Source organism: Rhodococcus wratislaviensis, assembly GCF_041228765.1.
Taxonomy (GTDB): domain Bacteria; phylum Actinomycetota; class Actinomycetes; order Mycobacteriales; family Mycobacteriaceae; genus Rhodococcus_F; species Rhodococcus_F wratislaviensis.
In genome coordinates this window covers 6,367,767-6,384,328 of sequence record NZ_CP150488.1, presented here as the reverse complement: position 1 = coordinate 6,384,328, position 16,562 = coordinate 6,367,767, and the positions used below count along the sequence as shown (strand labels likewise).

20 protein-coding genes are annotated in these 16,562 nt (G+C 66.5%); 16 read left to right on the top strand and 4 right to left on the bottom strand.

Annotated features, from left to right (window positions below; genetic code table 11):
• The first annotated feature begins 22 nt into the window (after positions 1–22).
• The 6 genes from rpsE (at position 23) to map (ending at position 4,147) form a co-directional block, all read left to right on the top strand.
• Entirely contained in the window at positions 23–679 is a 657-nt protein-coding gene (rpsE, locus tag WKC72_RS29690; RefSeq protein WP_005239662.1) for a 30S ribosomal protein S5, read from the top strand.
• Positions 679–858, top strand: coding sequence for a 50S ribosomal protein L30 (gene rpmD, locus WKC72_RS29685; protein WP_005253859.1), 180 nt, complete (start codon positions 679–681; stop codon positions 856–858). The genes rpsE and rpmD overlap by 1 nt, the downstream gene beginning before the upstream one ends.
• A gap of 2 nt (positions 859–860) precedes the next feature.
• Positions 861–1,304, top strand: coding sequence for a 50S ribosomal protein L15 (gene rplO, locus WKC72_RS29680; RefSeq protein WP_005239667.1), 444 nt, complete (start codon positions 861–863; stop codon positions 1,302–1,304).
• Between the two features lie 190 nt (positions 1,305–1,494).
• Positions 1,495–2,808, top strand: a complete 1,314-nt coding sequence (secY, locus tag WKC72_RS29675) for a preprotein translocase subunit SecY (protein WP_005239668.1) — start codon at positions 1,495–1,497, stop codon at positions 2,806–2,808.
• Positions 2,805–3,350, top strand: a complete 546-nt coding sequence (locus WKC72_RS29670; RefSeq protein ID WP_009479373.1) for an adenylate kinase — start codon at positions 2,805–2,807, stop codon at positions 3,348–3,350. Before secY ends, WKC72_RS29670 begins: the two co-directional genes overlap by 4 nt.
• Entirely contained in the window at positions 3,350–4,147 is a 798-nt protein-coding gene (gene map, locus WKC72_RS29665; RefSeq protein ID WP_061041834.1) for a type I methionyl aminopeptidase, read from the top strand. The genes WKC72_RS29670 and map overlap by 1 nt, the downstream gene beginning before the upstream one ends.
• A 21-nt stretch (positions 4,148–4,168) precedes the next feature.
• Here the strand turns inward: map and dtd are convergent, their stop codons facing one another.
• Positions 4,169–4,606, bottom strand: a complete 438-nt coding sequence (gene dtd, locus WKC72_RS29660; RefSeq protein WP_037245006.1) for a D-aminoacyl-tRNA deacylase — start codon at positions 4,604–4,606, stop codon at positions 4,169–4,171.
• Positions 4,607–4,871: 265 nt separating this feature from the next.
• Between dtd and infA the strand changes: the two genes are divergently transcribed.
• From infA to WKC72_RS29615, 9 genes are all read left to right on the top strand, one after another.
• Positions 4,872–5,093: a translation initiation factor IF-1 gene (infA, locus tag WKC72_RS29655; protein WP_003418601.1), complete on the top strand. Its 222-nt coding sequence runs from the start codon at positions 4,872–4,874 to the stop codon at positions 5,091–5,093.
• Between the two features lie 87 nt (positions 5,094–5,180).
• Positions 5,181–5,294, top strand: a complete 114-nt coding sequence (gene rpmJ / locus WKC72_RS29650) for a 50S ribosomal protein L36 (protein WP_003938068.1) — start codon at positions 5,181–5,183, stop codon at positions 5,292–5,294.
• 221 nt (positions 5,295–5,515) lie between these two features.
• On the top strand, positions 5,516–5,890 hold the full coding sequence (gene rpsM / locus WKC72_RS29645; RefSeq protein WP_005239677.1) for a 30S ribosomal protein S13: 375 nt from the start codon (positions 5,516–5,518) through the stop codon (positions 5,888–5,890).
• On the top strand, positions 5,890–6,303 hold the full coding sequence (rpsK, locus tag WKC72_RS29640; protein WP_005239680.1) for a 30S ribosomal protein S11: 414 nt from the start codon (positions 5,890–5,892) through the stop codon (positions 6,301–6,303). The genes rpsM and rpsK overlap by 1 nt, the downstream gene beginning before the upstream one ends.
• Positions 6,304–6,325: 22 nt before the next feature.
• On the top strand, positions 6,326–6,931 hold the full coding sequence (gene rpsD / locus WKC72_RS29635; protein ID WP_005239683.1) for a 30S ribosomal protein S4: 606 nt from the start codon (positions 6,326–6,328) through the stop codon (positions 6,929–6,931).
• Between the two features lie 116 nt (positions 6,932–7,047).
• The gene (locus WKC72_RS29630) at positions 7,048–8,109 is read left to right on the top strand and encodes a DNA-directed RNA polymerase subunit alpha (RefSeq protein WP_037244707.1); all 1,062 of its coding nucleotides are present in this window, start codon (positions 7,048–7,050) and stop codon (positions 8,107–8,109) included.
• 27 nt (positions 8,110–8,136) lie between these two features.
• A complete protein-coding gene (rplQ, locus tag WKC72_RS29625) occupies positions 8,137–8,706 on the top strand; it encodes a 50S ribosomal protein L17 (protein ID WP_005239685.1) in 570 nt (189 codons plus the stop codon).
• A 5-nt stretch (positions 8,707–8,711) separates the two neighbouring features.
• Complete coding sequence (gene truA / locus WKC72_RS29620) at positions 8,712–9,605, top strand: tRNA pseudouridine(38-40) synthase TruA (protein WP_370180589.1); 894 nt, start codon at positions 8,712–8,714, stop codon at positions 9,603–9,605.
• An 82-nt stretch (positions 9,606–9,687) separates the two neighbouring features.
• Complete coding sequence (locus WKC72_RS29615) at positions 9,688–10,254, top strand: NADPH-dependent FMN reductase (RefSeq protein WP_370180588.1); 567 nt, start codon at positions 9,688–9,690, stop codon at positions 10,252–10,254.
• Here WKC72_RS29615 and eccE read toward each other — a convergent pair.
• A complete protein-coding gene (gene eccE / locus WKC72_RS29610; protein WP_370180587.1) occupies positions 10,251–11,900 on the bottom strand; it encodes a type VII secretion protein EccE in 1,650 nt (549 codons plus the stop codon). The two genes, WKC72_RS29615 and eccE, sit on opposite strands and share 4 nt — an antisense overlap.
• A gap of 112 nt (positions 11,901–12,012) precedes the next feature.
• Between eccE and eccB the strand changes: the two genes are divergently transcribed.
• A complete protein-coding gene (eccB, locus tag WKC72_RS29605; RefSeq protein WP_370180586.1) occupies positions 12,013–13,491 on the top strand; it encodes a type VII secretion protein EccB in 1,479 nt (492 codons plus the stop codon).
• A gap of 6 nt (positions 13,492–13,497) precedes the next feature.
• Here the strand turns inward: eccB and mycP are convergent, their stop codons facing one another.
• On the bottom strand, positions 13,498–14,892 hold the full coding sequence (gene mycP, locus WKC72_RS29600) for a type VII secretion-associated serine protease mycosin (RefSeq protein WP_370180585.1): 1,395 nt from the start codon (positions 14,890–14,892) through the stop codon (positions 13,498–13,500).
• On the bottom strand, positions 14,889–16,361 hold the full coding sequence (eccD, locus tag WKC72_RS29595; RefSeq protein WP_370180584.1) for a type VII secretion integral membrane protein EccD: 1,473 nt from the start codon (positions 16,359–16,361) through the stop codon (positions 14,889–14,891). The genes mycP and eccD overlap by 4 nt, the downstream gene beginning before the upstream one ends.
• Positions 16,362–16,562: the final 201 nt, after the last annotated feature.

The following is a 16,562-nucleotide window of genomic DNA, read 5'->3' as shown; positions in this document are numbered from 1 at the left end:
ACATGAACGGAAGGACAGCCTGATGCCGGGACGTCAGAGGCGTGACGGCGGAAGCGGACCCGCCGGACAGAATGGCCCCAACACCGGGGACAACCGCGGCGGCGGCGACCGTCGTGGTGGCGGTCGCGACGATCGTCGCGGCGGACAGTCGGCCGAGAAGTCGAACCACATCGAGCGCGTCGTCACGATCAACCGCGTGTCGAAGGTCGTCAAGGGTGGTCGTCGCTTCAGCTTCACCGCTCTGGTGATCGTGGGCGACGGCAACGGACTCGTCGGCGTCGGCTACGGCAAGGCCAAGGAAGTTCCTGCGGCCATCCAGAAGGGCGTCGAGGAGGCTCGCAAGAGCTTCTTCCGCGTTCCGATGATCGGCAGCACCATCACGCACCCGGTTCAGGGTGAGGCCGCAGCGGGCGTCGTCATGCTGCGTCCGGCAAGCCCCGGTACCGGTGTCATCGCCGGTGGCGCGGTGCGTGCCGTGCTGGAGTGCGCCGGTATCCACGACATCCTGTCGAAGTCGCTCGGTAGCGACAACGCCATCAATGTCGTGCATGCGACCGTTGCTGCGCTCAAGGGTCTGCAGCGTCCCGAGGAAGTTGCGGCTCGCCGCGGTCTCCCCCTCGAAGACGTGGCACCCGCCGGCATGCTGCGTGCGCGCGCACAGGCTGGGAGCGTGAAGTAATGGCCGAACTCAAGGTCACTCAGATCAAGAGCACCATCGGTACCAAGCAGAATCAGCGGAACTCGCTGCGCACCCTCGGCTTGAAGGGCATCCGTCAGACGGTTGTCCGCGAGGACAATGCCCAGAACCGCGGTCTGATCAACGTGGTGCGCCACCTCGTCACAGTTGAGGAGGTCTAACCATGACCATCAAACTGCATCACCTGCGCCCCGCGCCGGGAGCCAAGTCCGACAAGATTCGTGTCGGTCGTGGTGAAGGCGGCAAGCGCGGCAAGACCGCCGGTCGCGGCACGAAGGGCACCAAGGCCCGCAAGAACGTGCCCGCCGCCTTCGAGGGTGGACAGATGCCGCTGCACATGCGTCTGCCCAAGCTCAAGGGCTTCACCAACCCGTTCCGCACCGAGTACCAGGTCGTCAACGTCGGCGACATCGCTCGTCTGTTCCCCGAGGGTGGACAGGTCACGGTCGAGGACCTCGTTGCGAAGGGTGCCGTTCGCAAGAACCAGCTCGTCAAGGTTCTCGGCGACGGCGACCTGACTGTCGCCGTCCAGGTGACGGTCGACAAGTTCACCGGCTCCGCCAAGGAGAAGATCGCTGCTGCCGGTGGTACCGCCACCGAGCTGTGAGCTATCACCGCTAGCCAGTAGATGGCCGCAGTACAGCCTCGCGCTGTACTGCGGCCATTTGCGGCTGTACGGGCAGCACTGCCGCAGGTCTCCCAACTGTGCGTTCAGTTGCCACTGTTAGAGTTCTAGAGTTCATTCACGGACAAGTCTGCTATCGACTCGTCTCCCCACCGTCGTGCCAGGAGGATCTTTGCTTTCCGCCTTCGTCTCGGCCCTCAGGACCCCGGACCTGAGGCGGAAGATCCTCATCGCGCTCGGTCTCGTTGCGCTCTATCGCATCGGCGCGGTGATTCCGTCGCCGGGCGTCGACTACGGCAACGTCCGAGCCTGCGTCGATCAGTTGTCGGGCGGCGATTCCGCGGGTATCTACTCGCTGATCAACCTGTTCTCCGGCGGCGCGCTGCTCCAGCTGTCCATTTTCGCGATCGGCATCATGCCGTACATCACGGCCAGCATCATCGTCCAGCTGTTGACGGTCGTCATCCCGAAGTTCGAGGAACTCCGGAAGGAAGGCCAGTCCGGCCAGGCGAAGATGACGCAGTACACGCGTTATCTGTCGATCGCCCTGGCGATCCTGCAGGCCACCGGCATCGTGGCGCTCGCGTCGCGCGGCCAGCTGCTGCAGGGATGCCAGGAAGAGATCATCGCCGACAAGAGCATCTTCGGCCTCGTGATCATCGTGCTGGTCATGACCGCAGGCGCTGCGCTCGTCATGTGGTTCGGTGAGGTCATCACCGAGCGCGGTGTCGGTAACGGCATGTCGCTGCTGATCTTCTCGGGTATCGCGTCCCGCCTGCCGTCCGAGGGCAAGGCCATCCTGGACAGCCGCGGGGGACTGATCTTCGCGATCATCTGCGTCGCGGCGCTCGCCATCATCGCCGGCGTCGTCTTCGTCGAGCAGGGCCAGCGGCGCATCCCGGTCCAGTACGCCAAGCGCATGGTCGGCCGCAAGATGTACGGCGGCTCATCGACGTACCTGCCCCTCAAGGTCAACCAGGCCGGCATCATCCCCGTCATCTTCGCGTCGTCGCTGCTGTATCTGCCGAACCTCATCGCGCAGCTCACCGGCGCCACGTCGTCCGCCGATCCCAGCTGGTGGCAGCGGATCATCAACGAGTACTTGGTGAATCCGAACAACCCGGTGTACATCGTCATCTACTTCGCGCTGATCGTGTTCTTCGTGTTCTTCTACGTCGCGATCACGTTCAATCCGGAAGAGCGCGCGGACGAGATGAAGAAGTTCGGCGGCTTCATTCCCGGTATCCGCCCGGGTCGCCCCACCGCGGACTACCTGAATTACGTGCTCAACCGCATCACCGTTCCCGGCTCGATCTACCTCGGCCTGATCGCGGTGCTGCCCCACTTCTTCCTGTCCGGAAGCCAGACCTCCAGCAGCATCTTCGGTGGTGCGGCCGTGCTGATTCTCGTCAGCGTCGCCCTGGACACGGTCAAGCAGATCGAAAGTCAATTGATGCAACGTAACTACGAAGGGTTTCTCAAGTGAGACTTGTCCTCCTTGGTCCTCCCGGTGCAGGCAAGGGCACCCAGGCCGCGATTCTGTCCGAGAAGCTCGGCGTCCCCCACATCTCCACGGGCGACCTGTTCCGCGCAAACATCGGCCAGGCCACCCCCCTCGGCCTCGAGGCGAAGAAGTACCTGGACGCCGGGGACCTGGTTCCCAGCGAGATCACCAACAACATGGTGAAGGCCCGCGTCGGCGAGCCGGATGCGGCCAACGGATTCCTCCTGGACGGCTTCCCCCGGACCGTCGACCAGGCTCAGGCGCTCGAGGCGATCCTCGCCGAGCTGAACACCAAGCTCGACGCAGTGCTGTCCTTCATCGTCGACGAGGACGTCGTGGTCGAGCGGATGCTGGCCCGTGGCCGCGCCGACGACAAGGAAGACGTCATCCGCAACCGGCTCCGGGTGTACCGCGAGGAGACCGCGCCGCTGCTGGACTACTACAAGGACCAGCTGGTAACCGTCGACGCCCTGGGCGAGGTCGACGAGGTCAACGCGCGCGCACTGGCAGCGTTGGGTAAGTAATGGGCTTCGGGCGCAAGCGCAAGGTCGTTCCGTTCCGGACCGCAGGCGAGCTGGACGCGATGGCGGCCGCCGGTGCCATCGTCGGTGCGGCTCTGGTGGCGGTCCGTGATGCGGCGAAGCCGGGTGTGAGCACGCTCGAACTCGACGAGGTGGCCGAATCGGTCATCCGCGACGCCGGCGCCGTGCCGTCGTTCAAGGGCTACCACGGGTTCAGCGGATCGATCTGTTCGTCCGTCAACGATCGTGTGGTGCACGGGATTCCCTCGGCGGAAGACATTCTCGCCGAGGGAGACCTCGTCTCCATCGACTGCGGCGCCATTCTCGACGGCTGGCACGGCGACTCTGCGTGGACCTTCGGTGTCGGAGACATCATCGAAGCGGACCAGCAGCTCAGCGAGGCCACTCGGCTGTCCATGGAGGCGGGGATCGCGGCGATGCTTCCCGGCAACCGCCTCACCGACATCTCCCACGCCATCGAGCTCGGCACCCGCGCCGCCGAGGTCGCGCACGACCGCAAATACGGCATCGTCGACGGCTACGGCGGTCACGGAATCGGCAGGGAAATGCACATGGAGCCGTTCCTCGCCAACGAGGGCGCTCCGGGCAAGGGGCCGCAACTGGTGGTCGGTTCCGTTCTGGCGATCGAACCGATGCTGACCCTCGGCACCACCGATACCGTTGTCCTCGAGGATGATTGGACCGTCGTGACCTCCGACGGCACCCGTGCCGCGCACTGGGAGCACACGGTCGCGGTCACCGAGGACGGGCCGCGCATCCTGACCCTGCGTCCGGAGTAGCGACCGCCTGCGGGTGCGGGCCTACACGTCGATGAGCAGCGTCACCGGGCCGTCGTTGACGAGGCTGATCTCCATGTGTTCGCCGAACACGCCGGTCTCGACGGTCGCCCCCAGTTCGCGAAGGGCGCCGGTGAACTCGTCCACGAGTGGCTCCGCCACCGGCCTCGGCGCCGCGGCGGACCAGGACGGGCGCCGGCCTCGGCGGGTGTCCGCCATGAGCGTGAACTGACTGGCGACGAGTACCGGGGCGTCGAGGTCGGCCGCGGACTGTTCGTTCTCCAGGATGCGCATGGTCCACACCTTCTTCGCGAGCAGAGCGGCCTTCGCCTCGTCGTCCGTATGGGTGACGCCGACCAGGACGAGCAGCCCGTGGCCGCCGGCCGGGGGAGTGATCCGTCCGACCTCGTCGCCGTCGACGCGGACCGACGCGGACGTCACTCGCTGTACCAGGGCGCGCACGCACACCATCCTTCGCATCGTTGCCGGTGGGTCTCGGAAGTCGAATTCTCGCCCGGCGGGCGGGTCCGTCAGGGACCGCATTTGGCCTGGTGAGCAATTTCCCGTAACATGGATCAACGGTGCGCTATGCGTGCCGGTTGTCTGCGTGCCCAGTGCCGGATTCGATCCGGATTGTTCATGTTTCGGCCGGTGAAGATCCCATTGGGCGCCACGGTAACGGAAACAGATGCAATAAGCACGCCAAACCACATGGATCGCGGAGGATATGGCTAAGAAAGACGGGGCCATCGAGGTCGAGGGACGAGTAGTCGAGCCGCTGCCCAATGCGATGTTCCGCATTGAGCTCGAGAACGGCCACAAGGTTCTCGCCCACATCAGCGGAAAGATGCGTCAGCACTACATTCGCATCCTCCCGGAAGATCGCGTTGTCGTAGAGCTCTCGCCCTACGACTTGTCGCGCGGACGCATCGTTTACCGGTACAAGTAAAAGCTTCCCCGCCCGACCAGGTCGGGGAGAAGTACGTCCGCTGCGGATCTGCGTAGTGGGCTGCCACAAAACAGGAGATCAGAAGACGTGAAGGTTCAGCCGAGCGTCAAGAAGATCTGCGAAAAGTGCAAGGTGATCCGTCGTAACGGCCGGGTCATGGTGATCTGCGAGAACCTGCGCCACAAGCAGCGTCAGGGTTAGATCTCCGCTTTTCGAGGATCTGCTTGGCAACAAGCAAAGATGACCTCCCAGCACCAGCCAGTACTCACGGCTCTCGAGCAGGCACTGGTTCACCCCCGGCACGGAGGCCGGGGCCCCACTGAGTTAGTTGAAGCATTGTCGGTCGCGAGACCGCCGACGTTTGAAGAGGCACAGGGGATGGACTGGGAGCAGACCTCCGCACACCGATAGGAAATGCCGACATGGCACGTCTCGCAGGTGTCGATCTTCCCCGTGAAAAGCGGATGGAGATCGCACTTACTTACATCTACGGCATCGGCCGTACCCGCTCCAAGGAGATCCTGGACGCCACCGGCGTCAGCCCGGATCTGCGGAGCAAGGATCTCTCGGACGAGGATCTGGCCAAGCTCCGCGAGTACATCGAGGAGTCGCTGAAGGTCGAGGGTGACCTTCGCCGCGAGGTCCAGGCCGACATCCGACGCAAGATCGAGATCGGCTGCTACCAGGGCCTGCGCCACCGTCGTGGTCTGCCCGTGCGTGGTCAGCGCACCAAGACCAACGCCCGCACCCGTAAGGGTCCGAAGCGCACCATTGCAGGCAAGAAGAAGGCGAAGTAATGCCCCCCAAGTCACGTAGCACCGGTCCGAAGAAGACCCAGAAGGCGCGTCGCAGGGACAAGAAGAACGTCCCGCACGGCGCCGCTCACATCAAGAGCACGTTCAACAACACCATCGTGTCCATCACGGACCCCGCCGGAAACGTGATTTCCTGGGCGTCCTCGGGACACGTCGGCTTCAAGGGTTCGCGTAAGTCGACCCCGTTCGCCGCCCAGCTGGCCGCCGAGAACGCAGCCCGCAAGGCGCAGGAGCACGGTGTCAAGAAGGTCGACGTCTTCGTCAAGGGCCCCGGCTCCGGCCGTGAGACCGCGATCCGCTCGCTTCAGGCCGCAGGCCTCGAGGTCGGCACCATCTCCGATGTCACCCCCCAGCCGCACAACGGCTGCCGTCCGCCCAAGCGGCGTCGGGTCTAGCGGGAAGGATAGGTAGAAGAAAATGGCACGTTATACCGGACCCATCACCCGCAAGTCGCGTCGTCTGCGCGTCGACCTCGTTGGAGGCGACCAGGCGTTCGAGCGTCGTCCCTACCCGCCGGGCCAGCACGGCCGCGCGCGGATCAAGGAGAGCGAGTACCTGCTCCAGCTGCAGGAGAAGCAGAAGGCTCGCTTCACCTACGGCGTGATGGAGAAGCAGTTCCGCCTGTACTACAAGGAGGCGAACAACCGCCCCGGCAAGACCGGTGAGAACCTGCTCCGCATCCTGGAGTCGCGTCTCGACAACGTCGTGTACCGCGCCGGACTGGCTCGCACCCGCCGCCAGGCCCGTCAGCTGGTCACCCACGGCCACCTCCTTGTGAACAACAAGAAGGTCGACATCCCCAGCTACCGCGTCTCCCAGTACGACATCATCGATGTCAAGGACAAGTCGCTGTCCACGCTTCCCTTCCAGGTTGCGCGCGAAACCCAGGGCGATCGCCCGATCCCGGGTTGGCTGCAGGTTGTCGGTGGACGTCTCCGGGTTCTGGTTCACCAGCTTCCCGAGCGTGCGCAGATCGACGTTCCTCTGCAGGAACAGCTCATCGTCGAGTACTACTCGAAGTAGGCCTGAGGGCTCGTGCGCCTTTCCGGTAGTTCCGACTACCGGAAAGGCGCACGAGCACGAAGTGCCTTTCCCATCGTGGGCGTCAAATAGCGGACGCCCGTACAGGAGGAACTCCAATGCTCATTTCTCAGCGACCCACGCTGACCGAAGAGGTCATCGCTGACAACCGCTCGAAGTTCGTCATCGAGCCCCTCGAGCCAGGCTTCGGGTACACCCTCGGCAACTCGCTCCGCCGCACGCTGCTCTCGTCGATTCCCGGCGCTGCTGTCACCAGCATCCGCATCGACGGCGTTCTGCACGAGTTCACCACAGTTCCCGGTGTGAAGGAAGACGTCACCGACGTCATCCTGAACCTCAAGGGCCTCGTCGTGAGCTCCGAAGAGGACGAGCCGGTCACCATGTACGTCCGCAAGCAGGGCCCCGGCGCTGTGACTGCAGGCGACATCGTGCCCCCGGCCGGCGTCACCGTGAACAACCCGGATCTGCACATCGCCACCCTGAACGACAAGGGAAAGCTGGAGATCGAGCTCGTCGTCGAGCGCGGTCGCGGCTACGTCCCCGCCGTCCAGAACAAGGCGTCCGGCGCCGAGATCGGCCGTATCCCGGTCGACTCGATCTACTCGCCGGTGCTCAAGGTCACCTACAAGGTGGAGGCCACCCGCGTCGAGCAGCGCACCGACTTCGATCGGCTCGTGCTCGATGTGGAAACCAAGAACTCCATCACCGCTCGGGACGCGCTCGCTTCGGCGGGCAAGACCCTGGTTGAGCTCTTCGGCCTGGCCCGTGAGCTGAACGTCGAAGCAGAAGGCATCGAGATCGGACCCTCGCCCGCCGAGGCCGATCACATTGCTTCGTTCGGACTGCCCATCGAGGACCTGGACCTGACGGTCCGTTCCTACAACTGCCTCAAGCGCGAAGGTGTTCACACCGTCGGTGAGCTTGTCGGCCGTACCGAGTCCGATCTGCTCGACATCCGCAACTTCGGACAGAAGTCCATCGACGAGGTGAAGGTCAAGCTGCATTCGCTCGGCCTGGCCCTCAAGGACAGCCCCGCGTCCTTCGATCCGACCACCGTTGCCGGCTACGACGCCGCCACCGGGACGTGGAGCGACACGGACGCCGGTTCCTTCGGTGATGCCGAGGGCACCGAGGACTACGCCGAGACCGAACAGCTGTAGCTCACGGTCCTTTACTAGGAGATCATCATGCCCAAGCCCAAGAAGGGTGCCCGCTTCGGCGGGTCGGCTTCGCACCAGAAGGCGATCTTCGCCAATCTGGCTACCGCGCTCTTCGAGCACGGCCGCATCACCACCACGGAGTCCAAGGCCAAGGCCCTGCGCCCGTACGCCGAGAAGCTCGTCACGCACGCCAAGGCCGGAACCCTGGCTCACCGTCGCGAGGTTCTGAAGGTCATCCGCAACAAGGATGTCGTGCACACCCTGTTCGCGGAGATCGGCCCGTTCTACGCCGATCGTGACGGCGGCTACACCCGCATCATCAAGACGGTCCCCCGCAAGGGCGACAACGCGCCGATGGCGATCATCGAGCTCGTCAAGGAGAAGACCGTCACCTCCGAGGCCGACCGCGCTCGTCGCGTGAAGGCATCGAAGGATGCGCCGGCTGCTGCTCCCGCCGAGGAGAACGTCGTCGAGGCCGTCGAGGCCGAGGCGACCGACGCCGAGGTCGAGAACGCTGACGCCGTCGTCGAGGCCATCGAGGACGAGACCGCCACCGCGGCCGACGCCCCCGAGGCCGAAGAGGCCAAGAAGGACTAGTCCACTTGGTTTCGGCACACGCTGAATCGAACGAGCCCGTCGTCCCCCCGAGGGACGGCGGGCCCGTTTCGTATGGGACCCGTCGCCTGCGCCTGGACATCGCGTACGACGGAACGGATTTCTCCGGGTGGGCCCGCCAGAACGGGCTGCGCACGGTGTGCGGGGAGATCGAGGAGAAGCTCGGCGCCGTACTGCGCACGCCGCTGCAACTCACGGTGGCGGGGCGCACCGACGCCGGGGTCCACGCCACCGGACAGGTCGCGCACGTCGACGTTCCGGTCGACGCCCTTCCGGACGACCCGTCCCGGCTCGTCCGCAGGCTCGCGCGGTTCCTGCCGAAGGACGTGCGGATCAAGCAGATCTCCTTCGCGCCGGAACACTTCGATGCACGGTTCTCCGCGATGCGCAGGCACTACGAGTACCGCCTGACGTCGGCAGCCTACGGCGCCGATCCACTCCGAGCCCGGGACACCGTGTCCTATCCGAAGGTCCTGGACCTCGAACTCATGCGCTCGGCATCCGCGATGCTGCTGGGGTTGCACGACTTCGCGGCGTTCTGCAAACGCCGCGAAGGCGCCACGACCGTCCGCGATCTCCAACGCTTCGACTGGGAGCGCGACGGCGACGTGTTCACGGCCTTCGTCAGCGCCGACGCCTTCTGCTGGTCGATGGTCCGCAGTCTCGTCGGTGCGGTTCTCGCCGTGGGGGAGGGACGTCGCGACCTCGACTGGATCGAAGGACTCCTCCGCGAGAAGTCGCGGTCGAGTTCGATCCTGGTGGCCCCGGCGCACGGACTGTCCCTGGTGCGCGTCGACTACCCGGACGACGCGGATCTGGCGGCACGCAACGAGATCACCCGGGACGTCAGGACCGTGCCGGGCGGCTGCTGCGGCGACTGACCGGAACCCGCGGCGTCGATCACCACCGCGGTTGCGGAGGCACCAGCACCTACGATGGCTCCGGAAGAGAAGGAGCCTGTTCATGACCGCAGTCGCACCCGTCCGGATCGAGATCATCATCGGATCCGTCAGAGTGGGCCGGATCGCTCCCGTCGTCGCCGGCTGGTTCGCCGAACGCGCTCGCGCCTACCCGGGACTGGACGTGGGCATCATCGATCTCGCCGACACACCGTTGCCGCAGGATCTCGGCGCATCCCCGGTGACGGACGAATTCCGGGAGCGAGTGGGCAGAGCCGACGGGTTCGTGGCCGTCACCTCCGAGTACAACCACGGCTACCCTGCGGCGCTGAAGACCGCGTTCGACAGCGTCAAACACGAATGGCGCTCGAAGCCCATCGGTTTCGTGTCGTACGGCGGGTTGGCAGGCGGACTCCGGGCAACCGAACAACTCCGCCAGGTCGTGGCCGAACTGCACATGGTGTCGGTGCGGCAGAGCGTGAGCTTCCACCGGGTGCGCAAGCGATTCGACGACCAGGGACAGACGACCGACGGCGCCGCCATCGACTCGGCGGACCGCATGCTGGCTCAGCTTCTGTGGTGGGCCGACGCGGTCCGAATTCAGCGGGGGAGCACCCCGTACCCCGGCTAGTACTGGTGGACCGGCGGGTATTCGTCCACGGCACGCGGCCGGCCGATGAACGCCGTCTCGGAGGAGATCGTGACCAGCATCAGTTCGATGCTCGTCCCGCCGGTCGACAGAAGAATGCGGTCGCCCAGCGCATTCGGCTGGACAATCGACAGGTCCGGTTCGGCGCCGGGCCACTGGCTCGGTTCTCCGTAGAGGTAGATCGCGGTGACCCCGGCACGCGGCGGCAGCGCGTCGACGCCGTCGAACACGACGGTGTTGAACCCGTTGTCGGACTGCGGATTGTGGCCCGCGATGCGCAACCGGTCGGGTGTGGCGATGGAGTCGATCAACGAAGACCACGCGTCGGGCCGATCGGTGTGGACGAGCACCCGGGCGCCGGTCGCGACGGCGCGGAACACCAGTTGCTGGGCAAGGTACAGCTCGCCCGCCACGTAGACCATGCCGACGCCGGGACCTGCGATGCGGGCGGTGATTCCGTGGCCGTAGTCGTCGGAGCCGATGAGCTGGCCGCACCCCGCCGGAGGCAACTGCAGCGCACGCAGGTCCTCGACGGACATATCGGTCAGCGGCATCACCTCGTCGAGGTCCGCCATCGCGACGGGGAGATTGGAGAGCAGCCCGTCCCGGTGCCTGCCCTGCATCGAGACGAGCCCGGGAATCGTAAGGGGCTCGGGCATGGTCCGGGTGGTCACCCGGCACGCCGCACCGACCTTCACCTGCCCGTCGTGTCCGCTGGGACGCAGCCGGATCGTCACGGTCGTGCCGAGGCTCGACGGAACCCAGAGCTTCGCGAGCAGATCTCGCGTCAGGTATCGCGGGTCGACGCCGTAGCCGGTGTTGCACACTCCGGGCAGCGGTGCATGCTTCCACGTCTGCGTGAAGGTCTTCGGGTCGACGCCCCGACTGATCTGCAGCGCGGCGGATTCGATCTCCGGGGCGGTGAGAATGCGCGCGCGGCAGCCGGAATCGGCGAGTGCACGCACGACACGGCTTGCCGCGATCGTGATCGCGCGCGACGCGCCTTCCTCGCCGCCGCCACGCCGCGCCACGGCAGCGACACCGTCGGTGGCGTCGAATCGCAGGGCGAGCCACACCATCCGGGTGGCCGTCGCCGGGAGCGGGCCGACCAGCCTGTCGTACACATCGGTTGCGGGGGAGCCTGCCGCGGCGCGATAACCGTGGCTGACGATGTCGATTCCGGTCAGCGAGATGTCGTGCTGCACGAGACAAGCGGCGAGCGCGTCTGTGGGGAGTTCGTGCGTCGTCTGGAAGCCGTCCCGGGTGATCTGAGTGAGGCTCCCCGCGGGAGGAAGGACCTCGACGACTGCCACCACGCTGCCACCGTCCCAGCGAAGCCCGACGGACTGGCCTGTCGGTGACTGGAAGCTGACGGTGCGGGACTGCGTCCGACCGGGTTTGGTGCAATATCTCCAGCACGTCCGGGCCCAGTCCAGGCTCGACCAGCCGCCCACGCGGACGAGCGCGGTGAGAACGAGGACGACGGCTACGGCGACGGCGCCCCACCACACCAGCCCGCACAGCGAGGCCACGACCCCGCCGGCCACCCCCACCAGTTGCGCAATGATCACCTCGGTCGCCGAAACCCGAAGAGACGACGGCCGACGTGTGACGCGCGAACGGTCCATGGTTCCTCCCCCGAATACCTGAACCCAGCAGACCCGTACCCGTCCGCCGTGAAGATTGTCGAAGGAACTGTACTGTGTCCCCCCGAGCGCTGTGCAGCACGGGGGAGGAACAATGGCTGTAACACCCACCACCCGGTGGCAGGTCAACGGGTATCGCTTTCTGGTCAGACGGATGGAGCACGCCCTGGTGCGTCGAGACGTCCGAATGTTGCACGACCCCATGCGGTCGCAGTCGCGTGCACTCGCGGTGGGGGTCGTGATCGCGTCGCTCGGACTCGCCGCGTGCGGCGCGCTGGCACTGTTTCGTCCGCAGGACAAGATCGGCGACGCGTCGATCGTCGTCGGCAAGGATTCGGGCGCGATGTTCGTCGTCATGGGCGACACCCTCCGTCCCGTGCTGAATCTCGCGTCCGCCCGGCTCATCGTCGGAAAGCCCGAGAATCCCGTGATCGTCAAGGAATCCGAACTCGACACCCGCCCCCGCGGTGCCCTCGTCGGGATCCCCGGCGCGCCGTCTGCGCTCCCGGCGGGAGACCCCGCGGCGAAGACACCGTGGACGGTGTGCGACTCGATCGAGGCCGACGGACATCGTTCCGTCACAACATCGGTCATCGTCGGCGAGACGGAGAGCACCGAGGGCGGCGGGGCTCTCACGGGAGATCAGGCACTCCTCACGTCGACCTCCGATGCGTCGTACCTGATCTACGAAGGCAAGCGGGCCAGGATCGATCTGGACGATCCGGCGGTCACCCGGGCGCTGGGTCTCGAAGGCGCTCGGCCACGCCCGGTGAGCAAGGGCTTCGTCAACGCCGTCCCCGAGGTGCCGCCACTCGCGGCGCCCGTCATCCCGGGGGCAGGGAGCAGCCCGCGATATCCGTTGCAGGACAAGGTCGTGGGATCCGTCTTCCAGGTGCTGATCGGCTCCGAGACCACGCACTACGTGGTACTCCGCGACGGAATCCAGAAGATCAGCTCGGCCGTCGCGAACCTGATCTTCCTGTCGGACTCGCACGGCGACACCGAGATGTCGAGCATCACTCCCGACGCCACCAAGCGAATCCCCTCCGTGGAACAGATTGCGGTGGACAGCTTCCCGGAGTCGGCGCCGGTGATCGTGGATGCCACCGACAGTCCCGTGAGCTGCCTGTCCTGGCAGCCCCTCCGTGCACCGGACGAGTCGGGCTCGAGCGGTCCGGCGGCCGAGCTGTCCCTGGTAGCGGGACGCGCGCTCCCGATTCCCGGCGACGCCCGTGCGGTCGAGCTGGCCCAGGCGGACGACACGGGCGACAACGCGGATTCGGTCTACGTGCAGCCGGGAGCGAGCGGGTTCGTCCAGTCCACCGGCATCGAGGCCACCAGCACGCGACGCGACAGCACCTTCTTCGTCGCGGACACGGGAGTCCGGTTCGGTATCCCGGATGGCGACTCCGCCAAGGCATTGGGCGTCGACGGCACCCAGCCCCTCGCGCCGTGGCAGATTCTCGGCCTCCTGGCGCAGGGCCCGGCGCTCGGGAAGTCGTCGGCGCTCGTCGCGCACGACGGAATCGCCCCGGACGCGGAGCCGGCCGCTGTCGCGTCAGGGTCCAACTAGACAGGATCAGCGCCGAGCGGTCGCCGACTGGAAGCGGCGGCGGAGTGGGAACGACGCCAGGACGCCGAGTACGAGCAGCGCGCCCAGCGTCGCAGTTGCCGCGACAGCGACGTCGCGCGCCCGATGATCCGGGGGAGCAGCGGCCGGGAGCGCCTCGATCGCGACGGAATTCGACTGATCGACGGCGACGACACCGTCGAACGGAACATCGGCGGTAACGGCGGCCAGAGGATCGATGATCCCGTGCCCGACCGACGGATTCCGCCCCTCGGCCGGCGCATGCGCCGTGGCCTCGATCCGGGCCATGACCTGTTGTGCGAACAGTTGCGGGAATCTGGAACGGACCAGTGCGACGGTCGCCGAGACGTACGGGGCGGCGAAACTCGTGCCGCTTACCGGCCGGGCATTGCCCTGCGCGCTGTACACCGTGTTCGTCAGATCGCCTGTGGTCGGATGCAGCGAGATCAGACCGGCTCCCGGAGCTGCCACGTCGACCCACGGACCGGCCAGGCTGAAGTCACTCGGCGACCCGTTTGCCTCGACGGAGCCGACGGTCAGCACGTAGTCGTCGTACCAGGCGGGACTGGCGATCGTGCTCACGGAGTCCCATGGATCGGCTCCGGGCCGGAGGGGATCGACTGCCGGGTTCTGAATCTTGCATTCCTCGGGACCGAAGTTGCCTGCCGCCGCGACGACCACGGCGTTCTGCACCGTGACCGCGTATTTCACGGCCGCCCCCAGATACCGGTCGCCATCGCCGATTCCCTCGGCGGCCGTCTTGCACGCGACCTCGGAGATGTTGATGACGGTGGCGCCCATGTCGGCCGCCCGCCGGATCGCCGTCGCCATCGTCGCAACGTCTCCGTATCCGCCGACCGAGTTGCCCGCGTTGTCGAGCCGATCGGCCCGGCCGACGGGGCTGTAGGCACTACTCGACTGCCGGATGGACAGGATCCGGGAATCCGGTGCGCCACCGGAGAAACCGGAACCGGGAACCTGCGCGGCGCCGATCAGCCCGGCGACGAGCGTGCCGTGCGCGTCGCAGTCGACCGTGCCGGTCTCCGTCCCCACGAGGTCGCCGCCGTCCATGAGGCCGGGGAGACGCGGATGCGGGGAGACGCCGGTGTCGATCACCGCGACGATCTGACCGGCACCCCTCGTGATCGGCCAGACCGACTGAAAGCCGAGATCGCGCTGGGCAATCGGAACATCGGGGCCGTCCGGCACGCGCACAGCATCCTTGCACGGCTGGCGTTTCTCGGACTTCTGTCGGTCGTTCGGTGGAACCAGTCCGGCCTCCGCGGGCGCGGGCACCACAGCAGAGGCCCCGCCCTGACCCACGGCGGCGGTGACCGCGACGACCGCGGTGGCCAGGACGACGTGGGTGAGCCGGCGCCTCACAGTCCACGCATCAGCGAGTAGAGGCCGGTCACCCAGCACACCAGCGGAACGATCGACGCGATCACCGCCAGATCGATCAGCTCGGCCACCCGTCGCATCACGGGCGAGAACGTCCGGCGCGGGGCGAGGATCCCCAGCACGAGCCCACCGACGGCGAACAGGATCGCGACGGCGAACGAGGCGATCGCGAAGTCGGGCACGGCCACGGCTGCGGCGGTGAGCAGCAGAACCAGTATCGTCACCCCGCCCGCGATCAGCGGTACCGCCTGCTCGGCGCTGCTGTACGTGCGTCCCCGGAACATCAGCACGGCGGCGGTGGCGACGGCGAGAGAGAGCCCGGGCCAGAAGATTCCACCGTCCATGCCGGGGTGCGCTGCGATGAGGGCACCGGCCACGGCGAGTGCTGTCATCGCGCCGACCAGACCGGTGAGGTACTTGCGGGCGCGTGCCGCACGCTGTGCCAGAGAGTCGAACGACGGCATCGTCACCTCGTCGTCCGGGTCGTCCTCGGACGGATCGACCGAGGTGCCCGGCGCCGGGACGGGGGGCAGTGGAAGTTTCGCCAGCAGTATCGCCACCCGGGCCGAGAAGGCGAGTCCGATCAGCGCCGCCGCCACGACGCCTGCGCCGACAGCGGAAACCGGATTGCCGAACAGAGTCGCCACGAGGGCGGCGAGCGAACCGAACAGGGACGTCACCGACAGGGCCGTGAACAGCCGTAATCCGACACCGCCCAGCCGCAGCGCAAGAACGGCGGTGGTGCCCGCCAGCACGAGTCCCAGGAGCAGGTGCGGAGCGCCGAGATCGCCGGGCACGAACAGTATCCCCGCGGCGAACGAGAGGGGAACGGCGCATCCGCTGAGGACGACGGAGCTTGCCGCGTCGCCGTAGATGCGACCCGTGACCGCGCCGGCGATCAGGAACAGTAAGGCCGTCGCGAGTGCGCACCCCGCCCCCAGGAATCCTTCGGTCCCCGCCCCGGACCACAGCAGCGCGAACGAACCGGCGACGGTGCCGAGCACCGCGGCGACGGAGCCCACGACCCGTGCGGAGCCCCGGGTCCACTCACGGTCGACCTCGGCGTCGGCGATCGCCACGTTGTACATGATGTCGTCGAACAGCGGCGGCGGTGCGCTGGCGTGCACGCTCTGCAGTACGAGGAGGTCGCCGTCGCGGATTCCGTGCTCGTGCAACGTCAACGTGGTCGACAGCGGCGAGTGCCCGATCTTCGCGAGAACCCACTCGCTGGGTTCGTACTGCTCGAGCGAGTCGTCGAAGTCGTTGGTAGTGCGATGGGTGCGGATGGTGTCAACGATGCCCGGAATCAGGATGGCCAGCGGAACACCGAACGGCACGGCCATGTCGACCTGCGAATGCGTCGACAGGACGGTGATCCGGCAGAGATCTGCTGCGGCACCGGGACGGGTGGACGAGGCGGAGCCCCGCGAATCGCCATGGGTGATGGACATGTGCAATTTCCCCCAACTCTGCGACGCACAACCCCATCTGCGCCGATACGACACGGATCGACGACCGGTCACAGATCGTCATCCGATTTGATCACCGGTGACTTTACGACACCGTGGGCGCCGCCTCCAGCGTCCGGCAGGCCGCGGACCTCCTATATGCCCGATCGCCCTTCATGGGTTAGTGTCTGACTTCGCGGATCG